The organism is Serratia entomophila, assembly GCF_021462285.1.
Taxonomy (GTDB): Bacteria; Pseudomonadota; Gammaproteobacteria; order Enterobacterales; family Enterobacteriaceae; genus Serratia; species Serratia entomophila.
In genome coordinates this window covers 3595918-3620173 of record NZ_CP082787.1, presented here as the reverse complement: position 1 = coordinate 3620173, position 24256 = coordinate 3595918, and the positions used below count along the sequence as shown (strand labels likewise).

The window sequence follows — 24256 nt, the reverse complement described above, 5'->3', positions numbered from 1 at the left end:
ACTGACAGGCATTACCGGCGAGGCCGGGCTTAACGCCGGGAACCGCTTACTTCAGCAGCGCCTGCGCCTGGGCCACCACGTTGTCCACGGTGAAGCCGAACTCCTTGAACAGCTGCTCCGCCGGCGCCGACTCACCGAAGGTGGTCATGCCCACGATGGCGCCGTTCAGCCCCACGTACTTGTACCAGTAGTCCGCGATACCCGCTTCCACCGCCACCCGTGCGCTCACCGCCGCCGGCAGCACCGACTCGCGGTACGCCGCATCCTGCTTGTCGAACGCGTCGGTCGACGGCATCGACACCACGCGCACCTTACGGCCCGCCGCAGTCAGCTTGTCCGCCGCGTCCACCGTGATGCCCACTTCGGAGCCGGTGGCAATCAGGATGAGCTCCGGCGTGCCCGCGCAGTCTTTCAGCACGTAGCCGCCGCGGTACACGTTCGCCAGCTGCTCTGCGCTGCGCGGCTGCTGGGTCAGGTTCTGGCGCGAGAACACCAGCGTGGTCGGGCCGTCGTTGCGCTCGATGCCGTACTGCCAGGCAATCGCCGATTCCACCTGGTCGCACGGGCGCCAGGTGCTCATGTTCGGCGTTACGCGCAGGCTGGCCAGCTGCTCCACCGGCTGGTGCGTCGGGCCGTCTTCGCCCAGACCGATGGAGTCGTGGGTATAGACGAACACGTTGCGCAGCTTCATCAGCGCCGCCATGCGCACCGCGTTGCGCGCGTATTCCACGAACATCAGGAAGGTCGCCGAGTACGGCAGGAAGCCGCCGTGCAGCGCGATGCCGTTGGTGATGGCGGTCATGCCGAACTCGCGCACGCCGTAATGAATGTAGTTGCCCGCCGGGTCGACGTTCAGCGCTTTCGAGCCGGACCACATCGTCAGGTTGCTCGGCGCCAGGTCGGCGGAGCCGCCCAGGAACTCCGGCAGCACCTTGCCGAAGGTTTCCAGCGCGTTCTGCGAGGCCTTGCGGCTGGCGATGTTGGCCGGGTTGGCCTGCAGCTGCTCAACGAATTTCTGCGCGTCGGCTTTCCAGTTCGCCGGCAGCTCACCGCTCATGCGGCGCGTGAACTCGGCGGCCAGCTCAGGGAAGGCCCTGGCGTAGGCGGCGAACTTGTCGTTCCAGGCCGCTTCTTTGGCCTGGCCGGCTTCCTTGGCGTCCCACTGGGCATAGATGTCCTGCGGGATTTCAAAGGCGGCGTATTTCCAGCCCAGGGCTTCGCGGGTGGCGGCCACTTCGGCTGCGCCCAGCGCGGCGCCGTGCACGTCGTGGGTGCCGGCCTTGTTCGGGGAGCCGAAGCCGATGACGGTCTTGCACATCAGCAGGGACGGCTTGTCGGTGACCTTGCGGGCTTCCTCAATCGCCGCCTTGATGGCGTCCGGGTTGTGGCCGTCGACGTTGCGCACCACGTGCCAGCCGTAGGCTTCGAAGCGCAGGGCGGTGTCGTCGGTGAACCAGCCGTCGACGTGGCCGTCGATGGAGATGCCGTTGTCATCGTAGAAGGCGGTCAGCTTGCCGAGCTTGAGGGTGCCGGCCAGCGAACAGACTTCGTGAGAGATGCCTTCCATCATGCAGCCGTCGCCCATGAAGGCGTAGGTGTGGTGGTCGACGATGTCGTGGCCCGGGCGGTTGAACTGGGCGCCGAGGGTGCGTTCGGCGATGGCGAAGCCGACGGCGTTGGCGATGCCCTGGCCGAGGGGGCCGGTGGTGGTTTCAACGCCGGGGGTATAGCCGTATTCCGGGTGGCCCGGGGTTTTGGAGTGCAGCTGGCGGAAGTTTTCCAGCTCGCTCATCGGCAGGTCGTAGCCGGTGAGGTGCAGCAGGCTGTAAATCAACATGGAGCCGTGGCCGTTGGAGAGCACGAAGCGGTCGCGGTCAGCCCAGTGCGGGTTGGTCGGGTTGTGGTTCAGGTAGTCACGCCACAGGACTTCGGCGATGTCCGCCATGCCCATCGGGGCGCCCGGGTGGCCGGAATTTGCTTTTTGTACGGCGTCCATGCTGAGTGCGCGGATGGCGTTGGCGAGTTCTTTACGAGAAGACATAACGGTGCTCCAGAGTCATTACAGTTCAGCGGCCAGCATGTCTTCCAGCTTCTGCTGGTCGACGGCGAACAGACGGATGCCTTCGGCCAATTTTTCCACCGCCATGGCGTCCTGGTTGTGCAACCAGCGGAACTCGGCCTCGGCAAGCGGGGCGGGCTGGTAGAAACCTTCGGTCGACGGCGTCAGCCTGCGCTCGACCGGCTGCTCGCTGTTTTTCAGCTGTTCCAGCAGGTTCGGTGCAATGGTCAGGCGGTCACAACCGGCCAGCGCCAGAATTTGCTCTACCTTGCGGAAGCTGGCGCCCATGATCACGGTCTGATAACGGTGCTGCTTGTAGTATTCATAAATGGTGCGCACCGATTTCACGCCCGGATCCTGTTCGGCGTCGTAAGCGGCGGCCGGTTGCTTAGCCTGGTACCAGTCGTAGATGCGGCCTACGAACGGTGAAATCAGATACACGCCGGCCTCGGCGCAGGCGCGCGCCTGCGCGAAGGAGAACAGCAGCGTCAGGTTGGTGTTGATGCCTTCTTTTTCCAGCTCCTCGGCGGCTTTGATGCCTTCCCAGGTGGCGGCCAGTTTGATCAGAATGCGCGATTTATCGATGCCCTGTTCCTGATACATGCCGATCAGCTTGCGCGCTTTGGCGACGCACATGCCGCGATCAAACGACAGGCGGGCGTCCACTTCGGTGGAGATGCGGCCCGGCACGCTTTTCAGGATCTCCAGGCCGATATTGACCGCCAGCCGATCGCTGGCGTTGATCAGCTGGGTTTCCTTGCTGCCGCCCTGGCGGCGGGCATAGTCCAGCGCTTCGCTAATCAGCGATTTGTACTGCGGCAGCGCGGCGGCTTTCAGGATCAGTGAAGGGTTGGTGGTGGCATCCTGGGGTTCGAACTGGCGGATGGATTCGATATCGCCGCTGTCGGCGACCACCGTGGTCAGCTGCTTGAGTGCGTCTAATTGATTCATTTATAAGCTCCTTGACCAAGCTTCAACGTAGGGAAATGAGAACCTTTTTCATCATAGGGGGCACACAGTGCCTCATCAGGGTGATAAAGAGAATACGCTTTTTCTGATTGTTGCGATGGATAAGAACAATGAGCGTTTAATCAACTCAGGCGGGGCGCGGCGTTGAGCGAGATGCCGGGGTGGCGAAGGGGGCAATACAATAGTAAAGGGCGCAGCTGTGAATGAACCGCACCCTTTGGATTTACCTCCGAAATCAGTGGCTCAGATTGACGTCGATCGCCTGGTAGAAGGCGTTGGCGGTATCGGCTACATCCCACACGGCGAGGATCACGTGCGAACCGGTGCGATCCGCAGGTATGTTGCACTGGTGGGTGACCTTGGCGGCCGGGATGGCGCCGCCGTCGTTGTATTGGCAGAACGGCGTCAGGTCAAAGGAGGCGCGGGTCAGCGGCTGTGACGCGTCCCAGTTCGGCTTGGTGATGAAATAACGCCAGCTGCTGGTGCTGTGGCGCGCGGTCAGCGTCCAGGTGAAGCTGTTGGCGCCGGTCTTCAGGTTGATCTTGCTCCAGCGGGTCGGCGTTTGTTGATCCAGCTCGAAGAAGGTGGACTTGTCGGCGCTGGCGATATGGCCGTCAGCCGGGCCGGCCTGCGGGAAGCCTTTCAGCCCTTCAACGCTCTGCGGTTCGTACTGCACGCTGCCGCACTGGGTGTTGAGCTGCAGCTTGCACTGATAGGCGCGGCTGGCCGGCGTTTCGACATAGCCGTGTGCGTTAGCCTGTTGTGAAACGCCAAACAGTGCGGCGCTCAGCAGGCCCAGGGACATGAGGGTACGGGAAGTCTTGTTCATAAGTCACTCCTGACGGAAGTTATATTGTGAAATGAATGTATTTCTCGCCGGCCTAATGAGAGGGCAATAACGAAAATGAAATAATCATTCTTGCCGGCTTGTTTTATTTTTATCATTCGTGTCGTGCCGTAGAGCGGAATGTTTTATAGGCTATTAACTAAAATTATTATGATGATTAACTTTGAGTGATAGGTTGAATTTATTTAACCTCTGCTGTCTAAAATCGCATCGTCATGATGAATTTTATTTAAAGTGTTGATGAATAGTCTTTCAGATGACGCTCTCCGTTATGGAGTATATTGCTTGTTGCTTGAAGAACCTTTGCAGGACTTGATCGATTTTTGCGCGCCAACCGCCTGGGAATTTAGTGTCAATTTTTCTTATTTTATGTCAAAGAGGAATTTGTATGACTAGATTATCCCTGGATGCGATTAAAATAATCAGCACCATAAAAAGTACCGGTTCTTTCTCCATGGCGGCCGAGGCGTTGCATAAAACGCCTTCGGCGATCTCCTATCGCGTTTCAAATATTGAAAGCAAACTCTGCGTGAAACTTTTTCATCGTAATGGCCCCATGATTACCCTGACGGATGAAGGGGAATTCCTGCTGCAGGAAGGCAGCTGGATATTAAATGCGGTGCAGGATCTTGAAAGCAGGGTGAGGAATATCCCTAAAATGGACAATAACATTCGCATTGTGGTCGATAAGTTCTTTCCGTTGGAGACCCTCACCCAGGATATTCGCGACTACATTCAGCACAGCCCGAACGCCAATATCTCGGTGCAGCGGGAGGCGTTGAACGGCACCTGGGATGCGTTGAAAAACAACCGCGCCGATTTGGTGATCGCCATCGGCCAGATCCCGGACAGCGTGCAGGCCAAAACCCTGATGTTAGGCAAGCTTAACTTTGTGCTGTGCGTGTCGCCTTCTCATCCTTTTGCGGCGCAGAGAAAGGCGGTGTGCAAGAAACAGCGGCTGAACGACATCGTGGTGGTGATTGCCGACAGCAGCCACGAGCTGCCCAAGCGCAATCATGGCACTTTGCCGCTGCAGCGCCAGCTGGTGGTGTGCGACGTCGAGAGCAAGCTGGCGTTGCTCAAACGCGGTATCGGCCACGCCTTCCTGCCGCCGGCGCTGATTGAAAAAGAGCTGGCCAGCGGCGAGCTGGTGACGGTGCCGGTGGAGATGCAAAAAGGCGACGAAATGATCTGGCTGGCGTGGCACCCGGCCAGCAAGGGAGCCGGTTTTAGCTGGTGGCATGAACGGCTGACGCGGAAAAGCGACGTTTTCAGCCTGATGGGGCGCGAAGTGGTGCGGGATGGCGGTTACCCCTGGTGTAACAACTGAGGGAGTAAAAACGAAGGGATGCGATTATTAAACGTTTAACCGAGTAAACAACCCCGCAGCGCCAGGCTACGGGGTTTTTTTATGGGTTACGCCACGCGGCCCACCTTCAGCCAGGCGCTGTCGGAACCTGGCGCCGAGGTGATAAAGCCCCACTTGGTCTGCCAGACATAGCCTTGATAGGCCACCAGCGCGCCCTGCGGGTAGGTGGTGCCCGGCACGTAGGCCGGTGCGGTCATGATCGGCAGGTTGCCGGGGCCAACGCCGGTGTAGCGCAGGCCGGTGCCCATATCCAGCTGGCTGTCGTCGTAATCCGCCGCGTTGAAGTAGCGATCGAGCGAGGCCAGCAGGTCGCCGTTGCGGTTGTCCTGCCCCAGATGCCAGAACATCACGCCGCCCAACTGCTGCTGCTTGATGTACTTGGCCTTGTATTTGAAGCTTTCCACGTCGTCGTAGGTGACGAACAGGCCCTTCTCCGCATGGAACAGGTAGGGCGTTTTGGTCTTGTCGTTCCACAGGCGCTGGTACCCGTAGTTGCCGAGCAGCATCTGTTCCAGCTGGCGGTAGGAGGCGATGCGCGGATCCTTGTCGCGCACGCATTCGTCGCAGCCCACCAGCCAGTAGTCGGTGCCCGGGAAGGGGTCTTCTCCCGGCGTGCTGTGGCTGCTGTATTGGCCGCCGTTGGTGCCGCTGACGCCTTTGAAGGCCCGGCCGTAGAAGGGCACGCCCATCACTATCTTGGCGCTCGGCACGCCTTCCATCATCAAGTGCTGCTGGACGGCGGCGTCAACCGTCAGGCTGAACGGGCTGGGGAAGGCGCGGGTCAATTCTTCCCAGCTCCAGCCCAGATTGGCCTCGCGCAGCGCATTGTAGAACGTCGGCCCGGCGGGATCGCCGAACAGCGCCGCCTGATGGTTGGTGATTTTTTCCCAGGGGCCGGCCAGATCGTAGGTCATCAGGTTGATGTAGTCGAGCTGTGCGACGATCTGCGGCAGTTTGCTGTAGTAGCGCGACAGGAAAAACGCACCGCCGGCGCCGGCGATGGTCAACTGATAAGGCAGCGCCTGGCGGCCGTCGGCCTGGGTTTGCTGATCCAGCAGGGTGCGGATCTCCTGCAGCGCGGCGACGAAGCCGTCCACCTCCGCCGCCTGCGGGTATTCCCAGTCGATATCCACGCCGTCGAAGCCGTAATCCTTCATGAGGCGCACGCAGGATTGGGCGAACTTGCTGCGGGCGGCCGGGGTTTTCACCGCGTTGACGTAGTTGGCGTGAGACACCCCCTGATCGTTGGAATAGTACCAGCCGCCGATGGAGAACATGATGCGCAGGCTGGGGTTATGCGCTTTCAGCGCGGTCAGGCGGCCTACCACGTCGCGCGCTTTGGCGTCGATGGTGGCCGGATCCCAGGCGCACTCCAGGTTGCTGTTGATGTCGAGGAACGAGAAGTTGATATGGGTCAGTTGCCTGGCCTTGGCGGGGGTAATGTTCGAAACCGGGAACGGCACGATAGCGGTATCGGACTCGGTGTAGTTATTAATTTGGTTGGTCGGAATAAAATAATAACCAATAACGGCTTTACGTGCGGACATAGACTTTCTCCAAAGTGGGTTATTTCATAATGAGAGCATATCTCCCGCCGTTATTAGCCTTTATTTTTAGAAGAAAGAGAAGTCGAAATAAATCACGATAGGCGTGAGTTTTATTAATCAGGCCGGCGGTGTGGCGTTATTTGTTGTGTCAGCAGTCAGCGTGAATTAATTTTACTTTAGGCCATGTATTTATTCATTTGCTTTGTTATAGCATCCTTAACTAGATTCAAACTATCCGATGACCTACCGGCCGTGATTGGCATTTAATTAAAACTAAAACAGGAGAAAAGCTATGTCCAGCTTAGAGCCAGACGCTGTTGGCTTAATTATGCAGCGAGTGTGTGAATATCTGCAGCCGGTAATGAATGCCATTTTAGCCGGCGCAATGGCGCTATTGCATGGCGCCTACCGCAACGTGGGGATTCGGCGGCGTTTATTGAATGCGGCGATGTGCGCGTTATTGGCGTTGACGGTGCGGGACGCCCTGGCATTGATGGGCCTGGAATTAAAGTGGGCGAATCTGGCCAGCGTGTTGATCGGTTTTTTGGGGGCGGATTATATCAGCGCCTTAATTAAAAAATTCATTGGTAAAAAAACGGGGTTTAAAAATGTTAAATGAAATTGAGGATATTCGCTTTACCGCACGCAGCGAAACGAACCTGCTTGGCGTGCATCCCGATCTGGTGCGGGTGATCCGCCTGGCGCTGCGTTATTCGCTGGTGCCGTTTTCCGTCAGCGAGGGGCTGCGCAGCATGGCACGCCAGCGCGAGATGGTGCGCGCCGGCACAAGCCAGACGCTGCGCAGCCGCCACCTGACCGGCCACGCGGTGGACGTGGTGGCGATGCCGGCGGGGGTGGTCTCCTGGGAGTGGGATTATTACGCACAGATTGCGGTGGCGGTACGGCGCGCGGCGCGCGAGTGCGGCGTCAGCGTCGAGTGGGGCGGAGAGTGGAAAACGCTGAAAGACGGGCCGCATTTCCAGCTCAGCCAGCGGGACTACCCGGCATGAGCGGCTGGCTGCAGCGGTTGACGCAGGGCGGGTTGCTGCTGCTGTTGCTGGCGGCCATCTGCCTGGGCGGCTACAGCTCGCTGCTGTCGCACCGGCTGGCGTTGGCGCGCCAGCAGGCGGCGGAGCAGCAAAAGAGTCTGGCGCAGCAGGCCGGCCTGATCGCCACGCTGCAGACGCAGGATGCGCAAAATCGTGCGCTGATGGCGGCGCAGCAGCGCCAGGAGCAGCAGCTGCGCCAGCAGAACGACGTCTACCAGAGGAAATACCGTGAAGCGATTAAAAATGACCCCTGCGCCGCTCAGCCTATGCCTGGCGCTGTGCTTGAGCTCTTGCGCCAATCCGCCGGCGGCGCAGCCGGTGCCGCTGTTGCCCCCTGAATCGGTGTTCGCCCCCTGCGAGCTGCCGTCGCTGCCGGGCAATACCTGGGGGGATGCGCTGAGCTATACCCTGGCGTTACAAACCTCGTTACAAATCTGCGCCGGCCAGGTGGCGACGCTCAACGCCTGGCGCGCCGCGCTGCCGTCGCACTGACGGCAGTGTTTTTCTTTCTCGTCCTGTGGTACTTCTTTTTTTACTTTTATAAAAGTATTTCGACCAAGGTTATGGCCCGCTTCAAAGTTTGTGAGGTTTCTCTCACTATACTGGTCTAGCCTTAAGCCTTATCGATCTGACAAGCCTTACCTCAACATAAAAGCAAAAAGCAAAGGAATCCATAATGGACGAACAGCTCAAACAGAGTGCCCTTGATTTCCATCAGTTTCCTGTCCCAGGGAAGATCCAGGTTTCCCCGACCAAACCGCTGGCCACCCAGCGCGATCTGGCGTTGGCCTATTCGCCGGGCGTCGCCGCACCCTGTCTGGAAATTGCCGCAGATCCGCTGGCGGCTTACAAATACACCGCGCGCGGCAACCTGGTGGCGGTGATTTCCAACGGTACCGCGGTGCTGGGCCTGGGCAATATCGGCGCGTTGGCCGGTAAACCGGTGATGGAAGGCAAGGGCGTTTTGTTCAAGAAGTTTTCCGGTATCGATGTGTTTGATATCGAAGTGGATGAGCATAACCCTGACAAATTGATCGACATTATCGCCGCGCTGGAACCGACCTTCGGCGGCATCAACCTGGAAGACATCAAGGCGCCGGAGTGTTTCTACATTGAGCAGAAACTGCGCGAACGCATGAAGATCCCGGTGTTCCACGACGATCAGCACGGTACGGCGATCATCACCACCGCTGCGGTGCTCAACGGCCTGCGCGTGGTGAAGAAGAACATCTCCGACGTGCGCCTGGTGGTGTCCGGCGCCGGTGCGGCGTCGATCGCCTGTCTGAACCTGCTGGTGGCGCTGGGCCTGCGCCAGCAGAACATCACCGTCTGCGACTCCAAAGGGGTGATCTACAAGGGCCGCGAGGCCAACATGGAGCAGACCAAAGCGGCCTATGCCATCGAGGATAACGGCCAGCGCACGCTGGGCGACGCCATTCCTGACGCCGATATCTTCCTCGGCTGTTCCGGCCCGGGCGTGCTGACGCAGGACATGGTGAAAACCATGGCGCGCGATCCGCTGATCATGGCGCTGGCCAACCCGGAACCGGAGATTTTGCCGCCGCTGGCCAAAGCGGTGCGTCCGGACGCCATCATCTGCACCGGCCGTTCCGACTACCCGAACCAGGTGAACAACGTACTGTGCTTCCCGTTCATCTTCCGCGGCGCGTTGGATGTGGGCGCCACCACCATCAACGAAGAGATGAAGCTGGCCTGCGTACATGCCATCGCCGATCTGGCGCTGGCGGAGCAGAGCGACGTAGTGGCTTCCGCCTATGACGATCAGGATCTGTCATTCGGCCCGGAATACATCATTCCCAAGCCTTTCGACCCGCGCCTGATCGTGAAGATTGCCCCGGCGGTGGCCAAGGCGGCGATGGATTCCGGCGTGGCGACGCGCCCGATCGAAGACTTCGACGCTTACGTGGAGAAGCTGGCCGAGTTCGTCTACAAAACCAACCTGTTCATGAAACCGATCTTCTCGCAGGCGCGCAAAGAGATGAAGCGCGTGGTGCTGGCGGAAGGCGAGGAAGAGCGCGTGCTGCACGCCACGCAGGAGCTGGTGTCGCAGGGGCTGGCCTATCCGATCCTGGTCGGCCGCCCGAGCGTGATCGAGATGCGCTTGAAAAAGCTTGGCCTGCAGCTGACGCCGGGCAAAGATTTCGAAGTGGTGAACAACGAATCCGATCCGCGCTTCAACGAATACTGGGGCGAGTATTACCAGATCATGAAGCGCCGCGGCGTTTCGCAGGAGCAGGCGCGCCGCGCGGTAATCGGCAACCCGACGCTGATCGCCGCCATCATGCTGCATCGCGGTGAAGCGGACGCGATGATCTGCGGCACCATCGGCAGCTACCATGAGCACTACGACGTGGTGAAAGACGTGTTCGGTTTCCGCGAAGGGGCGCACGTCGCCGGGGCGATGAACGCGTTGCTGCTGCCGAGCGGCAACACCTTCATCGCCGATACCTATGTCAACGACGATCCGACGCCGGAACAGCTGGCGGAAATCACCCTGATGGCGGCGGAAACCGTGCGCCGCTTCGGCATCGAGCCGAAGGTGGCGCTGTTGTCCCATTCCAGCTTTGGCTCTTCCGACTGCCCGGCGGCGCGCAAGATGCGCAAAACCCTGGAGCTGGTGAATGCGCTGGCGCCGGAGCTGGAGATCGACGGGGAAATGCACGGCGACGCCGCGCTGGTGGAGAGCATCCGCCACGACCTGATGCCGGACAGCCCGCTGAAAGGCGCAGCCAACCTGCTGATCATGCCGAATATGGAAGCGGCGCGCATCAGCTACAACCTGCTGCGCGTTTCCTGTTCGGAAGGGGTCACCGTCGGGCCGGTGCTGATGGGGGTATCTAAGCCGGTACACATCCTGACGCCGATCGCTTCGGTGCGCCGCATCGTCAATATGGTGGCGCTGGCGGTGGTGGAAGCCCAGACCGAACCGTTATAAGCCGTAGCCGATAACCCGCCCCCTGCGCCGCCGCCGGCGCAGGGGGCTTTTTTATGCCCTGCAGCGCTCGGCGATGGCGCGGATATCCTGCGGGGTGGTGCGGCAGCAGCCGCCAATCAGCCGTGCGCCGAGGGTTTGCCATTCGCCGACCCGTTCAGCCAGGCTGCCATGCTCGCCGCCGCAGGCGCGCCAGGTTTTGCTGACCGCGTCGTAATGCTCGCCGGAGTTCGGATAGGCCAGCAGCGGTTTATCCGCCTCCACGGCCAACTGCCGCAGCGCCGGGGCAACCTGCTCCAGCGCAATGCAGTTGAGGCCGATGGCCAGCACCTGCGGGTTGCCGTGCAGCGCGGCGAGCACCTCGGCCAGCGGCGTGCCGTCGCTGAGATGCCGGCTGTCGCGCAGCGTGAAAGCGAACCAGGCGCCGAGCGTCGGGAATTCTCGCAGCAGCGCCAGCAGCGCCTGCAGTTCGCTGAACGACGGCAGGGTTTCACAGGCCAGCAGATCGACGCCGGCCTTGGCCAACGCCGTGATGCGCGGGCGGTGGAAAGCCATCATCTCCTCCTGCGGCAGGCGGTAGTCGCCGCGGTATTCCGCGCCGTCGGCCAGATAGGCGCCGTAGGGCCCCACCGAGCCGGCGACCAGCAGCGGCGCCGCCAGCGGCTGGGCCGCCAGATAATCGCTGCGCGCCCGCTGCGCCAACTGCACGCTTTTGGCGATCAGCGCCAGCGACTGCGCGTGATCCAGCCCGCGGCGCAGGAAGCCCTGCGGCGTGGCCTGGTAGCTGGCGGTGATGGCGCATTGCGCGCCGGCGCGGAAGTAGTCGAGATGCACCTGATAAATCAGTTCGGGATTTTCAATCAGCACCTTGGCGGACCACAGCGGATCGCTGAGGTCGCAGCCGCGCGCCTCCAGCTCGGTGGCCAGGGCGCCGTCCAGGATCAAGGTAGGGTGGTCGGCCAGCAATTGGGCGACGGGGTTGTTAACCGGCATGGTTTTCTCCCAGAGAGGTTTTTTGCCCGACGCGGCGGGTCAGGTAGTAGGCGGCGTAACACAGAGCGACAAACGGCAGCCCGCAATACAAGGCGATGCGTTGTTCCGGATCGAACGCCAGCCCGATACAGGCCAGCAGGCACAGCGCGAAGCCGAGGATCGGCGTCAGCGGATAGCCCGGCGCACGGTACTTCAGCCCGTCTATCGGCTGGCCGCTGCGCAGATAATGGCGACGGAAGGCATAATGCGCGGCGCAGATGCTCAGCCACACCGCCACCACCGCGAAGCCGGAGATGGCCGACAGCGCAACAAACACCGTGTCGGGGGCGATCACGCTGGTCAGCAGCGCCAATATGCCGCCGAGCATGCTGAAGGTCAGCGCGTTGATCGGGATGCCGCGCCGGTTGAGGCGGGAAAAATAGGCCGGCAAGGTGCGCTGGTTGGCCAGCGACCACAGCATGCGCCCGGAGGCGTAGAGGCCGGAGTTGGCCGCCGACAGAATGGCGGTCAGGATCACGAAGTTGAAGATATCGGCGGCGTAGGGCACGCCGATGCGCTCGAACACCAGCACGAACGGGCTTTTGACGATCCCGGCCTGATCCATCGGGATCAGCGCCGCCAGAATAAACACCGTGCCGATAAAGAACAGCATCAGGCGGACCACCGTGGTACGGATCGCCAGCGGCACGACCTTTTCCGGGTTCTCGGTTTCGCCGGCGGCGATGCCGATAAGCTCGGTGCCGGAGAAGGCGAAGTTCACCGCCACCATGGTCATCAGGATGGGCAGGGTGCCGTTTGGCAGCCAGCCGGAGGACGTGAGGTTGTGCAGGAACGGCGCCGGCGTGCCGTCCTTCATCGGCAGCAGGCCGAACATGGCGGCGCCGCCCAATATGATGAACGCCAGAATGGTCACCACCTTGATCAAAGAGAACCAGAATTCGCTTTCGGCGAAGAAGCGGGTGGTCACCACGTTAAGCAGGAAAATGGCCGCGCAGAAAATCAGGCACCACAACCACACCGGTGACTGCGGGAACCAATACTGCATGCAGAAACCGGCGGCGGTGAGGCTGGAGCCCAGCGCCACCGTCCAGGTTAGCCAGTACAGCCAGGCGACGGTATAGCCGGTGGCCGGGCCCAGATAGCGCGAAGCGTAGACGTGAAAGGCGCCGGTTTCCGGCATGGCCACCGACAGCTCCCCCAGGCACAGCATCACCAGATACACCACCAGCGCGCCGATCAGATAGGCCAACAGGGTGCCGAGGGCGCCGGTGGTGGAAATAATGTAGCCAGTGTTGAAGAACAACCCGGTACCGATCACGCCACCCAGCGACAGCATCACCAGATGCCGAGTCTTCATGCTGCGTTTGAATTGCCCTGCGGCGGGAGCGGGTGAGTGCATAATAATTTATCCGTATAGACGTCTAAGCTGCTAAATGGCTATTGGTTATACCCGCAATGCCCAGTGAAATCAATGCGCGGCAAGCGGACGGGGGAGAAAAATCGTTAGATGGGCCGCAGGATCGGTGTCGGTCTATATGCAAATGATAATTATTATCTATAATGTCGCCACTTTTGATAACAGGGCAACAGCATGAGATTTCTGATTTTACTGGCTGCATTGGTGCTTGCCGCCTGTAGCCACACGCCGGCGACGTCGCCGCAAAACGACGTGCAGCGCCTGGGCACCATCACCGATTTGCGCAGCGGCGCAACCCTGACGCCCGAGCAACTGCTGGCCCGGCTGGCGGCGCAGCCGCGGGTGATCGTCGGGGAAAAACACGATAACCCATATCACCACCGGATTGAGCTGTGGCTGGTGCAGCAACTGCCGCAACAGCGGCCGCAGGGCAGCGTGCTGATGGAGATGATCAACCCCAATCAGCAGGCCAAGGTGGATAAGGTCAAGCTGTGGCTGCAGGGCAATCCGGCGGTGCGCGATGCCCGCGTCGCCGAGCTGATTGACTGGCAGCCGGGCTGGAAATGGGAACTGTATGGCGAAGTGACGATGGCGGCGATGCGTGCGCCGTACCCGCTGTTGTCGGCCAACCTGGATCGCAGCGAGATAATGGCGTTTTATCAGCAACCGGTCTTTCCCCAGGGCGTGCTGTCGGTACGACCGGTGGTGCAGAAGGCGCTGGCGGAAACCATTCGCAATTCGCACGGCGGTCAAATCGAGGCGGAACGGCTGCATGCGATGCTGGTCATTCAGCAACAGCGTGACCGGCGCATGGCCGAACGTTTACTGGCGGCGCCAGCGCCGGCGCTGCTGATCGCCGGCGGTTATCACGCCGCCAAATCGGTTGGGGTGCCCCTGCATGTGCAGGATCTGCAGCCGGCGGCGCTGCCGACGGTGCTGATGCTGGCGGAGTCTGGCACTCGGATGGATAAGCAGGCGGCGGATTACCTGTGGGTCACGCCCCCTGTGAAATGAATCGGTTAATTACTGTAATTTCTTTTTAAAATAATGGGATAGGGAGTAACTACGGGCTGTGGCTTGAAAATAAAACCTCCGGTTTCGTGGGCGCAGTTACTGCGCCCGTTTCGCCTGCTGCAACCACTTGTCCAGTTCGTTGGCGAACTGCTGGCGATCGCGCTGGTTAAGCGCGTTCGGGCCGCCGGTCTGGATACCGCTGGAGCGCAGGGTATCCATAAAGTCGCGCATGTTGAGGCGCTCGCGAATGGTGTCCGGGGTGTAACGTTCGCCGCGCGGATTCAGCGCGATGGCGCCTTTTTCTATCACTTCCGCCGCCAGCGGGATGTCGGCGGTGATCACCAGATCGCCTTTTTCGCAGCGGCGCACGATCTCGTTATCCGCCACGTCGAAGCCGGCCGCCACCTGCAGGGTGCGGATAAACTTCGACGGCGGCGTTTTCAGCGGCTGGTTGGCCACCAGCGTCACCGGCACGGCGGTGCGATCGGCGGCGCGGAACAGCACTTCTTTGATGACGTTCGGACAGGCGTCCGCATCGACCCAAATCTGCATCACTCAGGCTCCTTCAGCCAGTCGCGCACCGGCAGGAAATCGCGGTACAGCGCCGCTTCCGGGCCGTCGGCCGGCGGTTGATAGTTGTATTCCCAGCGCACCAGCGGCGGCATGGACATCAGGATGGATTCGGTGCGGCCACCGGTTTGCAACCCGAACAGCGTGCCGCGATCCCACACCAGGTTGAACTCCACGTAGCGGCCACGGCGATACAGCTGGAACTGGCGCTCGCGTTCGCCCCAGGCCAGCGTTTTGCGCTTTTCGACGATCGGCAGATAGGCGTCGAGGAAACCTTCGCCCACCGCACGGGTGAAGGCGAAGCAGTGGTCGAAATCCGGGGTGTTCAGATCGTCATAAAACAGGCCGCCGATGCCGCGTGCCTCGTTGCGGTGCTTGATAAAGAAGTAATCGTCGCACCATTTTTTATATCGAGGGTAGACTTCGTCGCCGAAGGGGGCGCACAGCTGCCGGGCGGTGCGGTGCCAGTGCACCGCGTCCTCTTCGAAGCCGTAGAACGGCGTCAGATCCAAGCCGCCGCCGAACCACCATACCGGCTCTTCACCCGGCTTTTCAGCGATAAAGAAGCGCACGTTGGCATGGCTGGTGGGAACATAGGGGCTGAGCGGGTGTACCACCAGCGAGACGCCCATCGCCTGGAAGCTGCGGCCGGCCAGTTCGGGGCGGTGCGCAGTGGCGGAGGCGGGCAGGGTAGCGCCGGACACGTGGGAAAAGTTTACCCCCGCCTGTTCGAACACCGCGCCGTTGGTCAGTACGCGGCTGCGGCCACCGCCGCCTTCTTCACGCGTCCATTGGTCTTCGGTGAAAGCGGCGCCGCCGTCGGCCTGGGCCAGTTGGGCGCAGATGCGGTCCTGCAGCGCCAGCAGGAAGGATTTTACTTCAGCGATGGTAGGTAAACTCATGCGGGATCATTTATAGCGTCTGGCTGAACAAGCCGCTAAGTATACTCTTATTCGCCGGCGGCGGCAGCATCAGCGCGGTTTTCGCTGATGGGTGTCAAAATAATCGAAGAAATTGATCACCCCGTCGGCAATGGCGCGGGCGATTTTTTCGCGGAATGCGGTGGTGCCCAGCAGCCGCTCTTCGTTCGGGTTGGTGATGAACGAGGTTTCCACCAGCACGGAGGGAATGGACGGGGATTTCAGCACGGCGAAGGCCGCCTGCTCGGTGCTGTCGCTGTGCAGATGGTGCACCGGGCGAATTTGCCCGAGCACGTGGCGGCCGAGCGTCAGGCTGTTGTTGATGGTGTCGGTTTGCACCAGATCGAACAGCACCTGCTGCAGGTAGTTGTCCTGCTGCTTGTATTTGCCGCCCGCCACGTCATCGGCGGCGTTTTCGCGGTTGGACAGATAGCGCGCCATGGCGCTGCTGGCGCCGCGGTTGGACAGGGCGAACACCGACGCGCCCGAGGCTGTCGGGTTGGTGAAGCCGTCGGCATGGATGGAAATAAACAGGTCGGCCTGATGCTGGTGGGCGATCTCCACCCGTTGGAACAGCGGAATAAATTCGTCTTCCTCACGGGTCAGGCGCACTTCTACACGATCGTGCTCATGCAGGAAGCGGCGCACGTGGTTAGCTATCTCCAGCACCACGTGTTTTTCCTGCGAGCCTTCGTGGCCCACCGCACCGGAGTCGATGCCGCCGTGGCCGGGATCGATCATCACGATCCTCTTCGCGCCGGCCGCTTTCGGCGCCGGTTTGCTGTGCTGCTGGCTGCGCAGCATGCCGCCGGACTCCGCTTTGGCCTTGCGGCCGTTGGCGCCGAGCAGCGCAACGGCCAGGCCGGAGAGCAAAAGTTGACGTCGCGTGGAGGAAACGGCAAGCGGTTTAAAATTGAGGAATTGTTTAACCTGCTTTTTCATTACGCGACGCTCCATCGATAAATTCTATTTTGCGACGTTATATCGTATTGATAATCATTAATCGACCTGATAACTATTTCCATTTATTACGCCTGTTACCGGCAAAATCTGGTCAAATAGCGCGGGAAATCGCAGTTTGATATTGCGTATGTGAATAATCACGCGATAATCAGATAAACACCTTAATTAACAGCGGCCAACATCGATGGAAATTCGCGTATTTCGACAAGACGACTTTGAAGAGGTCATAACCCTGTGGGAGCGCTGCGATCTGCTGCGGCCGTGGAACGATCCGGAGATGGATATCGAGCGCAAGCTGAATCACGATCCTGAGCTGTTTTTGGTGGCCGAGGTCGGCGGTGAAGTGGTCGGTTCGGTGATGGGCGGTTACGACGGTCACCGCGGTTCGGCCTACTATCTTGGCGTGCATCCGGATTATCGCGGGCGCGGTATCGCCAATGCCTTGATCAACCGCCTGGAGAAGAAGCTGATCGCGCGCGGTTGCCCGAAGATCCAGCTGATGGTGCGTGAAGACAACGACACCGTGGTTGAGATGTACGAAAAGCTCGGCTACGAGATCCAGAGCGTGACCAACCTGGGCAAGCGGCTGATCGAAGACCAGGAATATTGAGTTGCGCCCGGGGCGGCGCGATCGCCGCCCCGGGTAACGGATTACGGCAGCTTTTTGATGGTTTTCACATCCACTTCCACGCTGCTCCAGTCTTTATCCACCTTACCTTCCAACTGCACTTTGTCTTTCGGCGTGATGGTTTGGCCATTCCAGCGCTTCTTGTCGATCTCGACCGTCAGGGTGCCGCTGGCGTCGCGGAAGGTATAGGTATCGTCGCCGACGCGCTGCTCAATGTTGCCCTGCAGCATCACCCAGGCGTCGTCGCTCATCGATTTCACCTTGTCCACGGTGGTCAGCGCGGCGCTGGGGCCGGAGAAGCCGCCCTGTTGCGCGGTTTGCGTTTGGGCCTGCGGCGCGGCAGGATCCAGGAACCCGCCCTGCTGAGCCAGAACCGGTGCGCTGCACAAGGCGATTAATGCGGCCAGAGTCAGTTTTTTCATGTTGAGCTTCCTTATCTTTCATCAAAAATCAGTACCCGGTCATTCGGGTTACTTATCGGGTAGTGATGATTAAAGCACAAGGATCTTAAGAGCTTCTTAAGCCGGCGCATTGAAAAGCGTTATCCTGGCGCCCATCTGAAAGAGTCACCATCATCTTGGCAAGGAACGGCAGTTGAACCTATCCTCACCCCGGTTTTCCCCGGACGATTACGATCAGCACGGCGCGTTGCGCCTGCCGCTGTGGTTTTGGGGCGTATTGATTTTGCAGGCACGCACCTGGTTGCTGTTTGTGATGGCCGGCGCCTCACGCGAGCAGGGCAGCGAGCTGCTGGCGCTGTTCTACCCGGACACGCAGCGTTTCTGGTACGGCATCCTGCTCGGGCTGCCGGCCGCGCTGGCGTTTTTGCTCGGCGGGCGGCGCCTGCAATGGCCGCGGCTGTGGCGCGCCTGGCGCTGGGTGCTGATATGTTCGCTGCTGGCGGCGCTGGGCGGTTCGCTGTTCAGCCTGTGGCAACAGGACGGCAACTCGCCTGCGCTGGAGCTGATGCTGGTGCTGCTGGATACCCTGGCGTTGGCCTATCTGCTGCTGAACGCGCGCCTGAAAGCCTGCTTCGCGCCGCAGGATGAACCCGGCTAATTGCGGCGAAGTGCGGCACTTTTCGCATTTTATGCACTCCAAGCTGGCAACCGATGGCGTAGCGCGCGCAGTTGTGAGAGGCTGACACGCAGCAAAACGCCGAGCGCGGCAGGGCGATCCCAGCGGCCCATGCCATTGATGTTAAGGAGCTATAAGATGAATATTCGCCCACTGCTGTTAGGGCTCCCGCTGTTACTGACCGGCTGTTCGACCCTGTCCAACTTCTCCTGGTCCAGCCTGTCGCCGTTCAACTGGTTCGGCAGCAGTCTTGAAGTCAGCGCCAAGGGCGTCGGCAATCTTAACGCCGGCACGCCAATGTCGGAAACCGCCATCAACGACGGGCTGGACGGCAACTATCGTCTGCGCGGCGGCATGGCGACCAGCAACGGCCAGATTGTCTCTTATTATCAGGCGCTGTCCGGCGACGAAGTGAAGCTGGTGATCACCGGCGAACCTAAAGGCCACGTGCAGCGGGTAGACGTGATGGACCAAAAAGTGGCGACCGAGTGGGGCAACAAGCTCGGCACGCCGTTCGGCGACATGTACAGCAAAGCGTTCGGCGCCTGTAAACCGGCCACGGGCGAAGATGCCGGCAAGGTGGAGTGCGTGGCGGAGCAGAGCAAATACGTCACCTACATTTTCAGCGGCAAGTGGGCCGGCCCGCAGGATATCATCCCGCCGGACGACACGCTGAAAAGCTGGACCATCAGCAAAATCATCTGGCACGCCAAACCGCAATAACCCTTCTGCCACGGGCGCCCCTGTGCGGCGCCCGCATTGCTAACCGATTAACCCCATTTTCTTTGCGTTGATGCAATGCAATCCTGCCGCCATGCGGTATCATAGCGCGCGTTTGTAACAGGGACCCCGGGCGTGAACAGCCAATCCTGTTGCCCGATTTTGGTATTGAGGATAACGACATGACACAGGTTCAGAGCGGCATTTTGTTGGAACACTGCCGTTTCGCCATTTTTATGGAAGCTACCGTACAGGGTGAATTTGCCGATTTGCGCCAGGGCTGCAAACAGTTTTGCCAGACGCTGAGTGAGCTGCAGCAGCAGTTCCCGGATGCGCGTCTGGGCGCAGCGATCGCTTTTGGCTATGACGTTTGGCACGATCTGTCCAGCGGCCAGGGCGCCAAAGAGCTGAAACCCTTCACGCCGCTTGGCAAAGGGCTGGCGCCGGCCACCCAGCGCGATATGCTGATTCATATTCAATCCCTGCGTCATGACGTCAACTTCACGCTGGCGCAGGCCGCGCTGGCGGCGTTCGGCAACGCGATTAAAATCGAAGAGGAAACCCACGGCTTCCGCTGGGTGGAAGAGCGCGATCTGAGCGGCTTTATCGACGGCACCGAAAACCCGCAGGGCGACCAGCGCCCGCAGGTGGCGACCATCGCCGAGGGCGAAGAAGACGCGGGCGGCAGCTACGTGCTGGTGCAGCGCTACGAACACAACCTGCGCCAGTGGCAGCGTTTCACCACCGAGCAGCAGGAGCAAATTATCGGCCGCACCAAGCACGACAGCGAAGAGCTGCCGGCGGACCAGCGCCCGGATACCTCGCACGTTAGCCGCGTCGATCTGAAAGAAGACGGCAAAGGCCTGAAAATCCTGCGCCAGAGCCTGCCTTACGGTACTGCCAGCGGCAAACACGGGCTTTATTTCATCGCCTACTGCGCGCGCCTGCACAACATCGAGCAGCAGTTGCTGAGCATGTTCGGCGATCTGGACGGCAAACGCGATGCAATGCTGCGCTTTAGCCGTGCGGTGACCGGCAGTTACTACTTCGCGCCGTCCCTGACGCGCCTGCTGTCACTTTGACGCTCCACCGGGGCGGGCGGCGCCCGCTTCGGTGCCGATCCCGCCTTGCCAAAACCGCTCCGCCCCTGCCTTATAGCGTTTGATGCTTGAAAATCACCAAACGGTATATAAAAGCGTTACAGCTCCGCACCTAGTTATAAATACACTGGTCTTCAATAAGGCGAAAGCCTGAAAGATTGACTCAGTGAGCTAAGGTGCAGAATGAAACAAATCCGGGTTAAAAATATCGTGCTGAAAGGGTGGCTGGCGGCGGCGCTGTTGGCCAGCGGCGCGGCTTCGGCAGCGGAATTGCTGAATAGCTCCTATGACGTTTCCCGTGAATTGTTTACCGCGCTGAACCCTGGCTTCGAACAGCAATGGAACCAGCAACATCCAAACGACAAGCTGACCATCAAGCAATCCCACGCCGGCTCTTCCAAGCAGGCGCTGGCGATCTTGCAAGGGCTGCGCGCCGACGTAGTGACCTACAACCAGGTGACCGATGTGCAGATCCTGCACGACCGCGGCCAGCTGATCCCGGCCGACTGGCAGTCGCGCTTGCCGAACAACAGCTCGCCGTTCTATTCCACCATGGCGTTCCTGGTGCGCAAGGACAACCCGAAAGGCATCCACACCTGGAACGATCTGGTGCGCGACGACGTGAAGCTGGTATTCCCGAACCCGAAAACCTCAGGCAACGGCCGTTACACCTATCTGGCCGCCTGGGGCGCCGCCAGCCAGGCCGACGGCAACGATCGGGCCAAGACTCGCGCCTTTATGACCCGCTTCCTGAAAAACGTGCTGGTGTTCGATACCGGCGGTCGCGGCGCGACCACCACCTTCGTCGAGCGCGGCTTGGGCGACGTGCTGATCAGCTTTGAGTCGGAAGTGAACAACATCCGCAAGCAGTACGGCGAAGACAAATATGAAGTGATCGTACCGCCGGTCGATATCCTGGCGGAATTCCCGGTGGCCTGGGTGGACAAAAACGTTGAGAGAAACGGCACCGCGCAGGCGGCCAAGGACTACCTGAACTACCTCTATAGCCCGGCAGCCCAGCAGGTGATCGCCAGCTTCTACTACCGCGTCTACGATCCGAAGGCGATGGCGGCGGCGAAAGGGCAGTTCCCGGACACCAAGCTGTTCCGGGTGGAAGATCAATTCGGCGGCTGGCCGCAGGTGATGAAAACGCATTTCTCGACCGGCGGCGAGCTCGACCAGCTGTTAGCGGCGGGACATAAATAAATGTTGTCGTTGTCCAGCAAACGGGTTCTGCCCGGATTTGGCCTCAGCCTCGGCAGCAGCCTGTTCTATACCTGCCTGATCCTGCTGCTGCCGCTCTCCGCGCTGGTGATGCAGCTGGCGCAGATGAGCCTGGCGCAGTATTGGGAAGTGATCTCCAATCCGCAGGTGGTGGCGGCCTATAAGGTGACGCTGCTGGCGGCGGGCGTCGCCAGCCTGTTCAACGCGGTGTTTGGCATGCTGATGGCCTGGATCCTGACGCGCTACCGGTTCCCTGGCCGCTCGCTGCTGGACGGCCTGATCGATCTGCCGTTTGCGCTGCCGACGGCGGTGGCCGGCCTGACGCTGGCGGGGCTGTTCTCCACCACCGGCTGGTACGGGCAGTGGCTGGCGCATTTCGACATCAAGGTTACCTTCACCTGGTTGGGCATTGCGGTGGCGATGGCGTTCACCAGCCTGCCGTTCGTGGTGCGCACCGTGCAACCGGTGCTGGAGGAGCTGGGCCCGGAATACGAAGAGGCGGCCGAAACCCTCGGCGCCACCCGCTGGCAGAGCTTCCGCCGCGTGGTGTTGCCTGAAGTGGCGCCGGCGTTGCTGGCCGGCACGGCGATTTCTTTTACCCGCAGCCTGGGGGAGTTCGGTGCGGTGATTTTCATTGCCGGCAACATCGCCTGGAAGACGGAAGTGACCTCGCTGATGATTTTTGTGCGCCTGCAGGAGTTCGACTATCCGGCGGCCAGCGCCATCGCTTCGGTGATCCTGGCGGCGTCGCTGCTGCTGCTGTTCAGCATTAACGTTCTGCAGAGCCGCTTCGGCCGCCGCATTGGGGGGCACTGATGGCTGATATTTCCGAGTTTAACGGCGTCGAGCGCCCGCGCGTCAACTGGGCCAAATGGTCGCTGATCGTCGTCGGCGTGCTGTTCTCGGTGCTGCTGCTGGTGGTGCCGATGATTTCGATTTTCGCCGAGGCCTTTTCGAAAGGCGTTGGCGCGATGTGGGGCAACCTGCTCGATCCGGACATGCTGCACGCCATCTGGCTGACGGTATTGATCGCGTTGATCACCGTGCCGTTCAACCTGATTTTCGGCACGCTGCTGGCGTGGCTGGTGACGCGTTTCACCTTCCCGGGCCGCCAACTGCTGCTGACCCTGATCGACATCCCGTTCGCCGTTTCGCCGGTGGTGGCGGGGCTGATTTACCTGCTGTTTTACGGCAGCAACGGCCTGCTGGGCGGTTGGCTGGATGCGCACAACATCCAGATCATGTTCTCCTGGCCGGGCATGGTGTTGGTGACCATCTTCGTTACCTGTCCATTCGTGGTGCGTGAGCTGGTGCCGATGATGCTCAGCCAGGGCAGCCAGGAAGACGAGGCCGCCATTTTGCTGGGCGCCTCCGGTTGGCAAATGTTCCGCCGGGTGACGTTGCCGAACATTCGCTGGGCGCTGCTGTACGGCGTGGTGCTGACCAACGCGCGCGCCATCGGCGAATTCGGCGCGGTCTCGGTGGTGTCCGGTTCGATTCGCGGTGAAACCTACAGCCTTCCGCTGCAGGTTGAGCTGCTGCAGCAGGATTACAACACCGTCGGCTCCTTTACCGCCGCCGCGCTGCTGACCCTGATGGCGATAGTAACCCTATTTTTGAAAAGCGCTCTGCAATGGCGTCTGGAACGCCAGAACGCACGGCTCGAGCGGGAGGAAAATCATGAGCATTGAGATTAACGGTATCAACAAGTTCTTCGGCCGCACCAAGGTATTGAACGATATCTCGCTCGATATTTCTTCCGGCGAGATGGTGGCGTTATTGGGGCCGTCCGGTTCCGGCAAGACCACGCTGCTGCGCATTATCGCCGGGCTGGAAAGCCAGAGCGGCGGCAAGCTGGGCTTCCACGGCACCGACGTCAGCCACGTGCACGCGCGCGATCGCCGGGTGGGCTTTGTATTCCAGCATTACGCGCTGTTCCGCCATATGACGGTGTTCGACAACATCGCCTTTGGCCTGAGCGTGTTGCCGCGCCGCGAGCGCCCGAACGCCGCGGCGATCAAACAGAAAGTCACCCAGCTGCTGGAAATGGTGCAGTTGGCGCACCTGGCCAACCGCTATCCGTCGCAGCTGTCCGGCGGCCAAAAACAGCGTGTGGCGCTGGCGCGCGCGTTGGCGGTGGAGCCGCAGATCCTGCTGCTGGACGAGCCTTTCGGCGCGCTGGACGCCCAGGTGCGCAAAGAACTGCGCCGCTGGCTGCGTCAGCTGCATGAAGAGCTGAAGTTCACCAGCGTGTTCGTCACCCACGATCAGGAAGAGGCGATGGAAGTGGCCGACCGCATCGTGGTGATGAGCCAGGGCAATATCGAACAGGTGGGATCGCCGGAAGAGATTATGCGCGATCCGGCCAGCCGCTTCGTGCTGGAGTTTATGGGCGAGGTGAACCGCCTGAACGGCGAGATCCGCGGTTCGCAGCTGTTCGTCGGCGCGCACCAGTGGCCGCTGTCGTTCCAGCCGATGCATCAGGGCAGCGTCGATCTGTTCCTGCGTCCGTGGGAAATGGAAGTGGCGACCGAGAGCAGCGAGCGTTGCCCGCTGCCGGTGCAGGTGCTGGAAGTCAGCCCGCGCGGCCATTTCTGGCAGTTGACCGTACAGCCGATTGGCTGGCACCAGGAACCGATCGGCGTGGTGCTGCCGGAAGGCAACGCGACGCCGGTGCGCGGCGGCCGCTACTATGTCGGCAGCCTCAATGCGCGGCTGTATGCCGGCGATCAACTGTTGCAACCTGTTGCGTTAGCCAAAAGCGCCTGATAGTTTTTAACACCCACGTTTATTTTAAAGGCAACCCCGGGGTTGCCTTTTTACATTACGCACACCAA

25 protein-coding genes are annotated in these 24256 nt (G+C 60.5%); 15 read left to right on the top strand and 10 right to left on the bottom strand.

Annotation, left to right across the window (positions count from 1 at the left end; all coding sequences use genetic code 11):
- Positions 1-46: 46 nt before the first annotated feature.
- The 3 genes from tkt to KHA73_RS17560 all read right to left on the bottom strand — a co-directional run bounded on the left by tkt (position 47) and on the right by KHA73_RS17560 (position 3857).
- Positions 47-2041 carry a transketolase gene (gene tkt, locus KHA73_RS17570; RefSeq protein ID WP_234585679.1) on the bottom strand — a complete coding sequence of 665 codons (1995 nt, stop codon included), beginning with the start codon at positions 2039-2041 and terminating at the stop codon, positions 47-49.
- A gap of 18 nt (positions 2042-2059) precedes the next feature.
- Positions 2060-3010, bottom strand: a complete 951-nt coding sequence (gene tal, locus KHA73_RS17565) for a transaldolase (RefSeq protein ID WP_234585678.1) — start codon at positions 3008-3010, stop codon at positions 2060-2062.
- A gap of 253 nt (positions 3011-3263) precedes the next feature.
- On the bottom strand, positions 3264-3857 hold the full coding sequence (locus KHA73_RS17560) for a lytic polysaccharide monooxygenase (RefSeq protein ID WP_234585676.1): 594 nt from the start codon (positions 3855-3857) through the stop codon (positions 3264-3266).
- Between the two features lie 406 nt (positions 3858-4263).
- Here KHA73_RS17560 and KHA73_RS17555 point away from each other — a divergent pair, with 406 nt between their 5' ends.
- Positions 4264-5205, top strand: coding sequence for a LysR family transcriptional regulator (locus KHA73_RS17555; RefSeq protein WP_234585675.1), 942 nt, complete (start codon positions 4264-4266; stop codon positions 5203-5205).
- Positions 5206-5291: 86 nt separating this feature from the next.
- Here the strand turns inward: KHA73_RS17555 and KHA73_RS17550 are convergent, their stop codons facing one another.
- Positions 5292-6791: a glycosyl hydrolase family 18 protein gene (locus tag KHA73_RS17550; protein ID WP_234585673.1), complete on the bottom strand. Its 1500-nt coding sequence runs from the start codon at positions 6789-6791 to the stop codon at positions 5292-5294.
- 292 nt (positions 6792-7083) lie between these two features.
- Between KHA73_RS17550 and KHA73_RS17545 the strand changes: the two genes are divergently transcribed.
- From KHA73_RS17545 to maeB, 5 genes are all read left to right on the top strand, one after another.
- Positions 7084-7410, top strand: a complete 327-nt coding sequence (locus KHA73_RS17545) for a phage holin, lambda family (RefSeq protein ID WP_234585672.1) — start codon at positions 7084-7086, stop codon at positions 7408-7410.
- Positions 7400-7801, top strand: a complete 402-nt coding sequence (locus KHA73_RS17540; RefSeq protein ID WP_234585671.1) for a M15 family metallopeptidase — start codon at positions 7400-7402, stop codon at positions 7799-7801. Before KHA73_RS17545 ends, KHA73_RS17540 begins: the two co-directional genes overlap by 11 nt.
- Positions 7798-8178 (top strand): hypothetical protein, encoded by a 381-nt coding sequence (locus KHA73_RS17535; protein WP_234585670.1) that lies wholly within the window; start codon positions 7798-7800, stop codon positions 8176-8178. The genes KHA73_RS17540 and KHA73_RS17535 overlap by 4 nt, the downstream gene beginning before the upstream one ends.
- A complete protein-coding gene (gene lysC / locus KHA73_RS17530; RefSeq protein WP_234585669.1) occupies positions 8159-8332 on the top strand; it encodes an Rz1-like lysis system protein LysC in 174 nt (57 codons plus the stop codon). Before KHA73_RS17535 ends, lysC begins: the two co-directional genes overlap by 20 nt.
- A 184-nt stretch (positions 8333-8516) precedes the next feature.
- Positions 8517-10796, top strand: coding sequence for an NADP-dependent oxaloacetate-decarboxylating malate dehydrogenase (gene maeB / locus KHA73_RS17525; protein WP_234585668.1), 2280 nt, complete (start codon positions 8517-8519; stop codon positions 10794-10796).
- A gap of 51 nt (positions 10797-10847) precedes the next feature.
- On the opposite strand, the gene mmuM is transcribed toward maeB, so the two are convergent.
- Together mmuM and mmuP are read right to left on the bottom strand one after the other, a co-directional pair.
- Complete coding sequence (gene mmuM / locus KHA73_RS17520) at positions 10848-11786, bottom strand: homocysteine S-methyltransferase (protein WP_234585667.1); 939 nt, start codon at positions 11784-11786, stop codon at positions 10848-10850.
- Positions 11776-13185, bottom strand: coding sequence for an S-methylmethionine permease (gene mmuP / locus KHA73_RS17515; protein ID WP_234585666.1), 1410 nt, complete (start codon positions 13183-13185; stop codon positions 11776-11778). Before mmuP ends, mmuM begins: the two co-directional genes overlap by 11 nt.
- A 192-nt stretch (positions 13186-13377) precedes the next feature.
- On the opposite strand from mmuP, the gene KHA73_RS17510 reads away from it, so the two are divergent.
- Positions 13378-14217, top strand: coding sequence for a ChaN family lipoprotein (locus KHA73_RS17510; RefSeq protein WP_234585665.1), 840 nt, complete (start codon positions 13378-13380; stop codon positions 14215-14217).
- A gap of 96 nt (positions 14218-14313) precedes the next feature.
- Here the strand turns inward: KHA73_RS17510 and KHA73_RS17505 are convergent, their stop codons facing one another.
- From KHA73_RS17505 to amiA, 3 genes are all read right to left on the bottom strand, one after another.
- Positions 14314-14769, bottom strand: a complete 456-nt coding sequence (locus KHA73_RS17505) for a YaiI/YqxD family protein (RefSeq protein ID WP_234591318.1) — start codon at positions 14767-14769, stop codon at positions 14314-14316.
- A complete protein-coding gene (gene hemF / locus KHA73_RS17500) occupies positions 14769-15689 on the bottom strand; it encodes an oxygen-dependent coproporphyrinogen oxidase (protein WP_234585664.1) in 921 nt (306 codons plus the stop codon). The genes KHA73_RS17505 and hemF overlap by 1 nt, the downstream gene beginning before the upstream one ends.
- 69 nt (positions 15690-15758) lie before the next feature.
- Positions 15759-16649 (bottom strand): N-acetylmuramoyl-L-alanine amidase AmiA, encoded by an 891-nt coding sequence (gene amiA, locus KHA73_RS17495; RefSeq protein ID WP_234585663.1) that lies wholly within the window; start codon positions 16647-16649, stop codon positions 15759-15761.
- 205 nt (positions 16650-16854) lie between these two features.
- On the opposite strand from amiA, the gene KHA73_RS17490 reads away from it, so the two are divergent.
- Positions 16855-17280, top strand: coding sequence for a GNAT family acetyltransferase (locus KHA73_RS17490; RefSeq protein ID WP_234585661.1), 426 nt, complete (start codon positions 16855-16857; stop codon positions 17278-17280).
- A gap of 41 nt (positions 17281-17321) precedes the next feature.
- On the opposite strand, the gene KHA73_RS17485 is transcribed toward KHA73_RS17490, so the two are convergent.
- Complete coding sequence (locus tag KHA73_RS17485; RefSeq protein WP_234585660.1) at positions 17322-17720, bottom strand: YgiW/YdeI family stress tolerance OB fold protein; 399 nt, start codon at positions 17718-17720, stop codon at positions 17322-17324.
- A 172-nt stretch (positions 17721-17892) separates the two neighbouring features.
- On the opposite strand from KHA73_RS17485, the gene KHA73_RS17480 reads away from it, so the two are divergent.
- The 7 genes from KHA73_RS17480 (at position 17893) to cysA (ending at position 24188) form a co-directional block, all read left to right on the top strand.
- Positions 17893-18357 (top strand): DUF2919 domain-containing protein, encoded by a 465-nt coding sequence (locus KHA73_RS17480; protein ID WP_234585659.1) that lies wholly within the window; start codon positions 17893-17895, stop codon positions 18355-18357.
- A gap of 156 nt (positions 18358-18513) precedes the next feature.
- Entirely contained in the window at positions 18514-19098 is a 585-nt protein-coding gene (locus tag KHA73_RS17475) for an RpoE-regulated lipoprotein (protein WP_234585658.1), read from the top strand.
- Between the two features lie 179 nt (positions 19099-19277).
- On the top strand, positions 19278-20177 hold the full coding sequence (locus KHA73_RS17470) for a Dyp-type peroxidase (protein WP_234585657.1): 900 nt from the start codon (positions 19278-19280) through the stop codon (positions 20175-20177).
- A gap of 201 nt (positions 20178-20378) precedes the next feature.
- Positions 20379-21401 carry a sulfate ABC transporter substrate-binding protein gene (locus KHA73_RS17465; RefSeq protein ID WP_234585656.1) on the top strand — a complete coding sequence of 341 codons (1023 nt, stop codon included), beginning with the start codon at positions 20379-20381 and terminating at the stop codon, positions 21399-21401.
- Positions 21402-22235: a sulfate/thiosulfate ABC transporter permease CysT gene (gene cysT / locus KHA73_RS17460; protein ID WP_061799354.1), complete on the top strand. Its 834-nt coding sequence runs from the start codon at positions 21402-21404 to the stop codon at positions 22233-22235. It abuts the gene before it with no gap.
- The gene (gene cysW, locus KHA73_RS17455) at positions 22235-23110 is read left to right on the top strand and encodes a sulfate/thiosulfate ABC transporter permease CysW (RefSeq protein ID WP_234585655.1); all 876 of its coding nucleotides are present in this window, start codon (positions 22235-22237) and stop codon (positions 23108-23110) included. Before cysT ends, cysW begins: the two co-directional genes overlap by 1 nt.
- A complete protein-coding gene (gene cysA, locus KHA73_RS17450; RefSeq protein WP_234585654.1) occupies positions 23100-24188 on the top strand; it encodes a sulfate/thiosulfate ABC transporter ATP-binding protein CysA in 1089 nt (362 codons plus the stop codon). The genes cysW and cysA overlap by 11 nt, the downstream gene beginning before the upstream one ends.
- Positions 24189-24256: the final 68 nt, after the last annotated feature.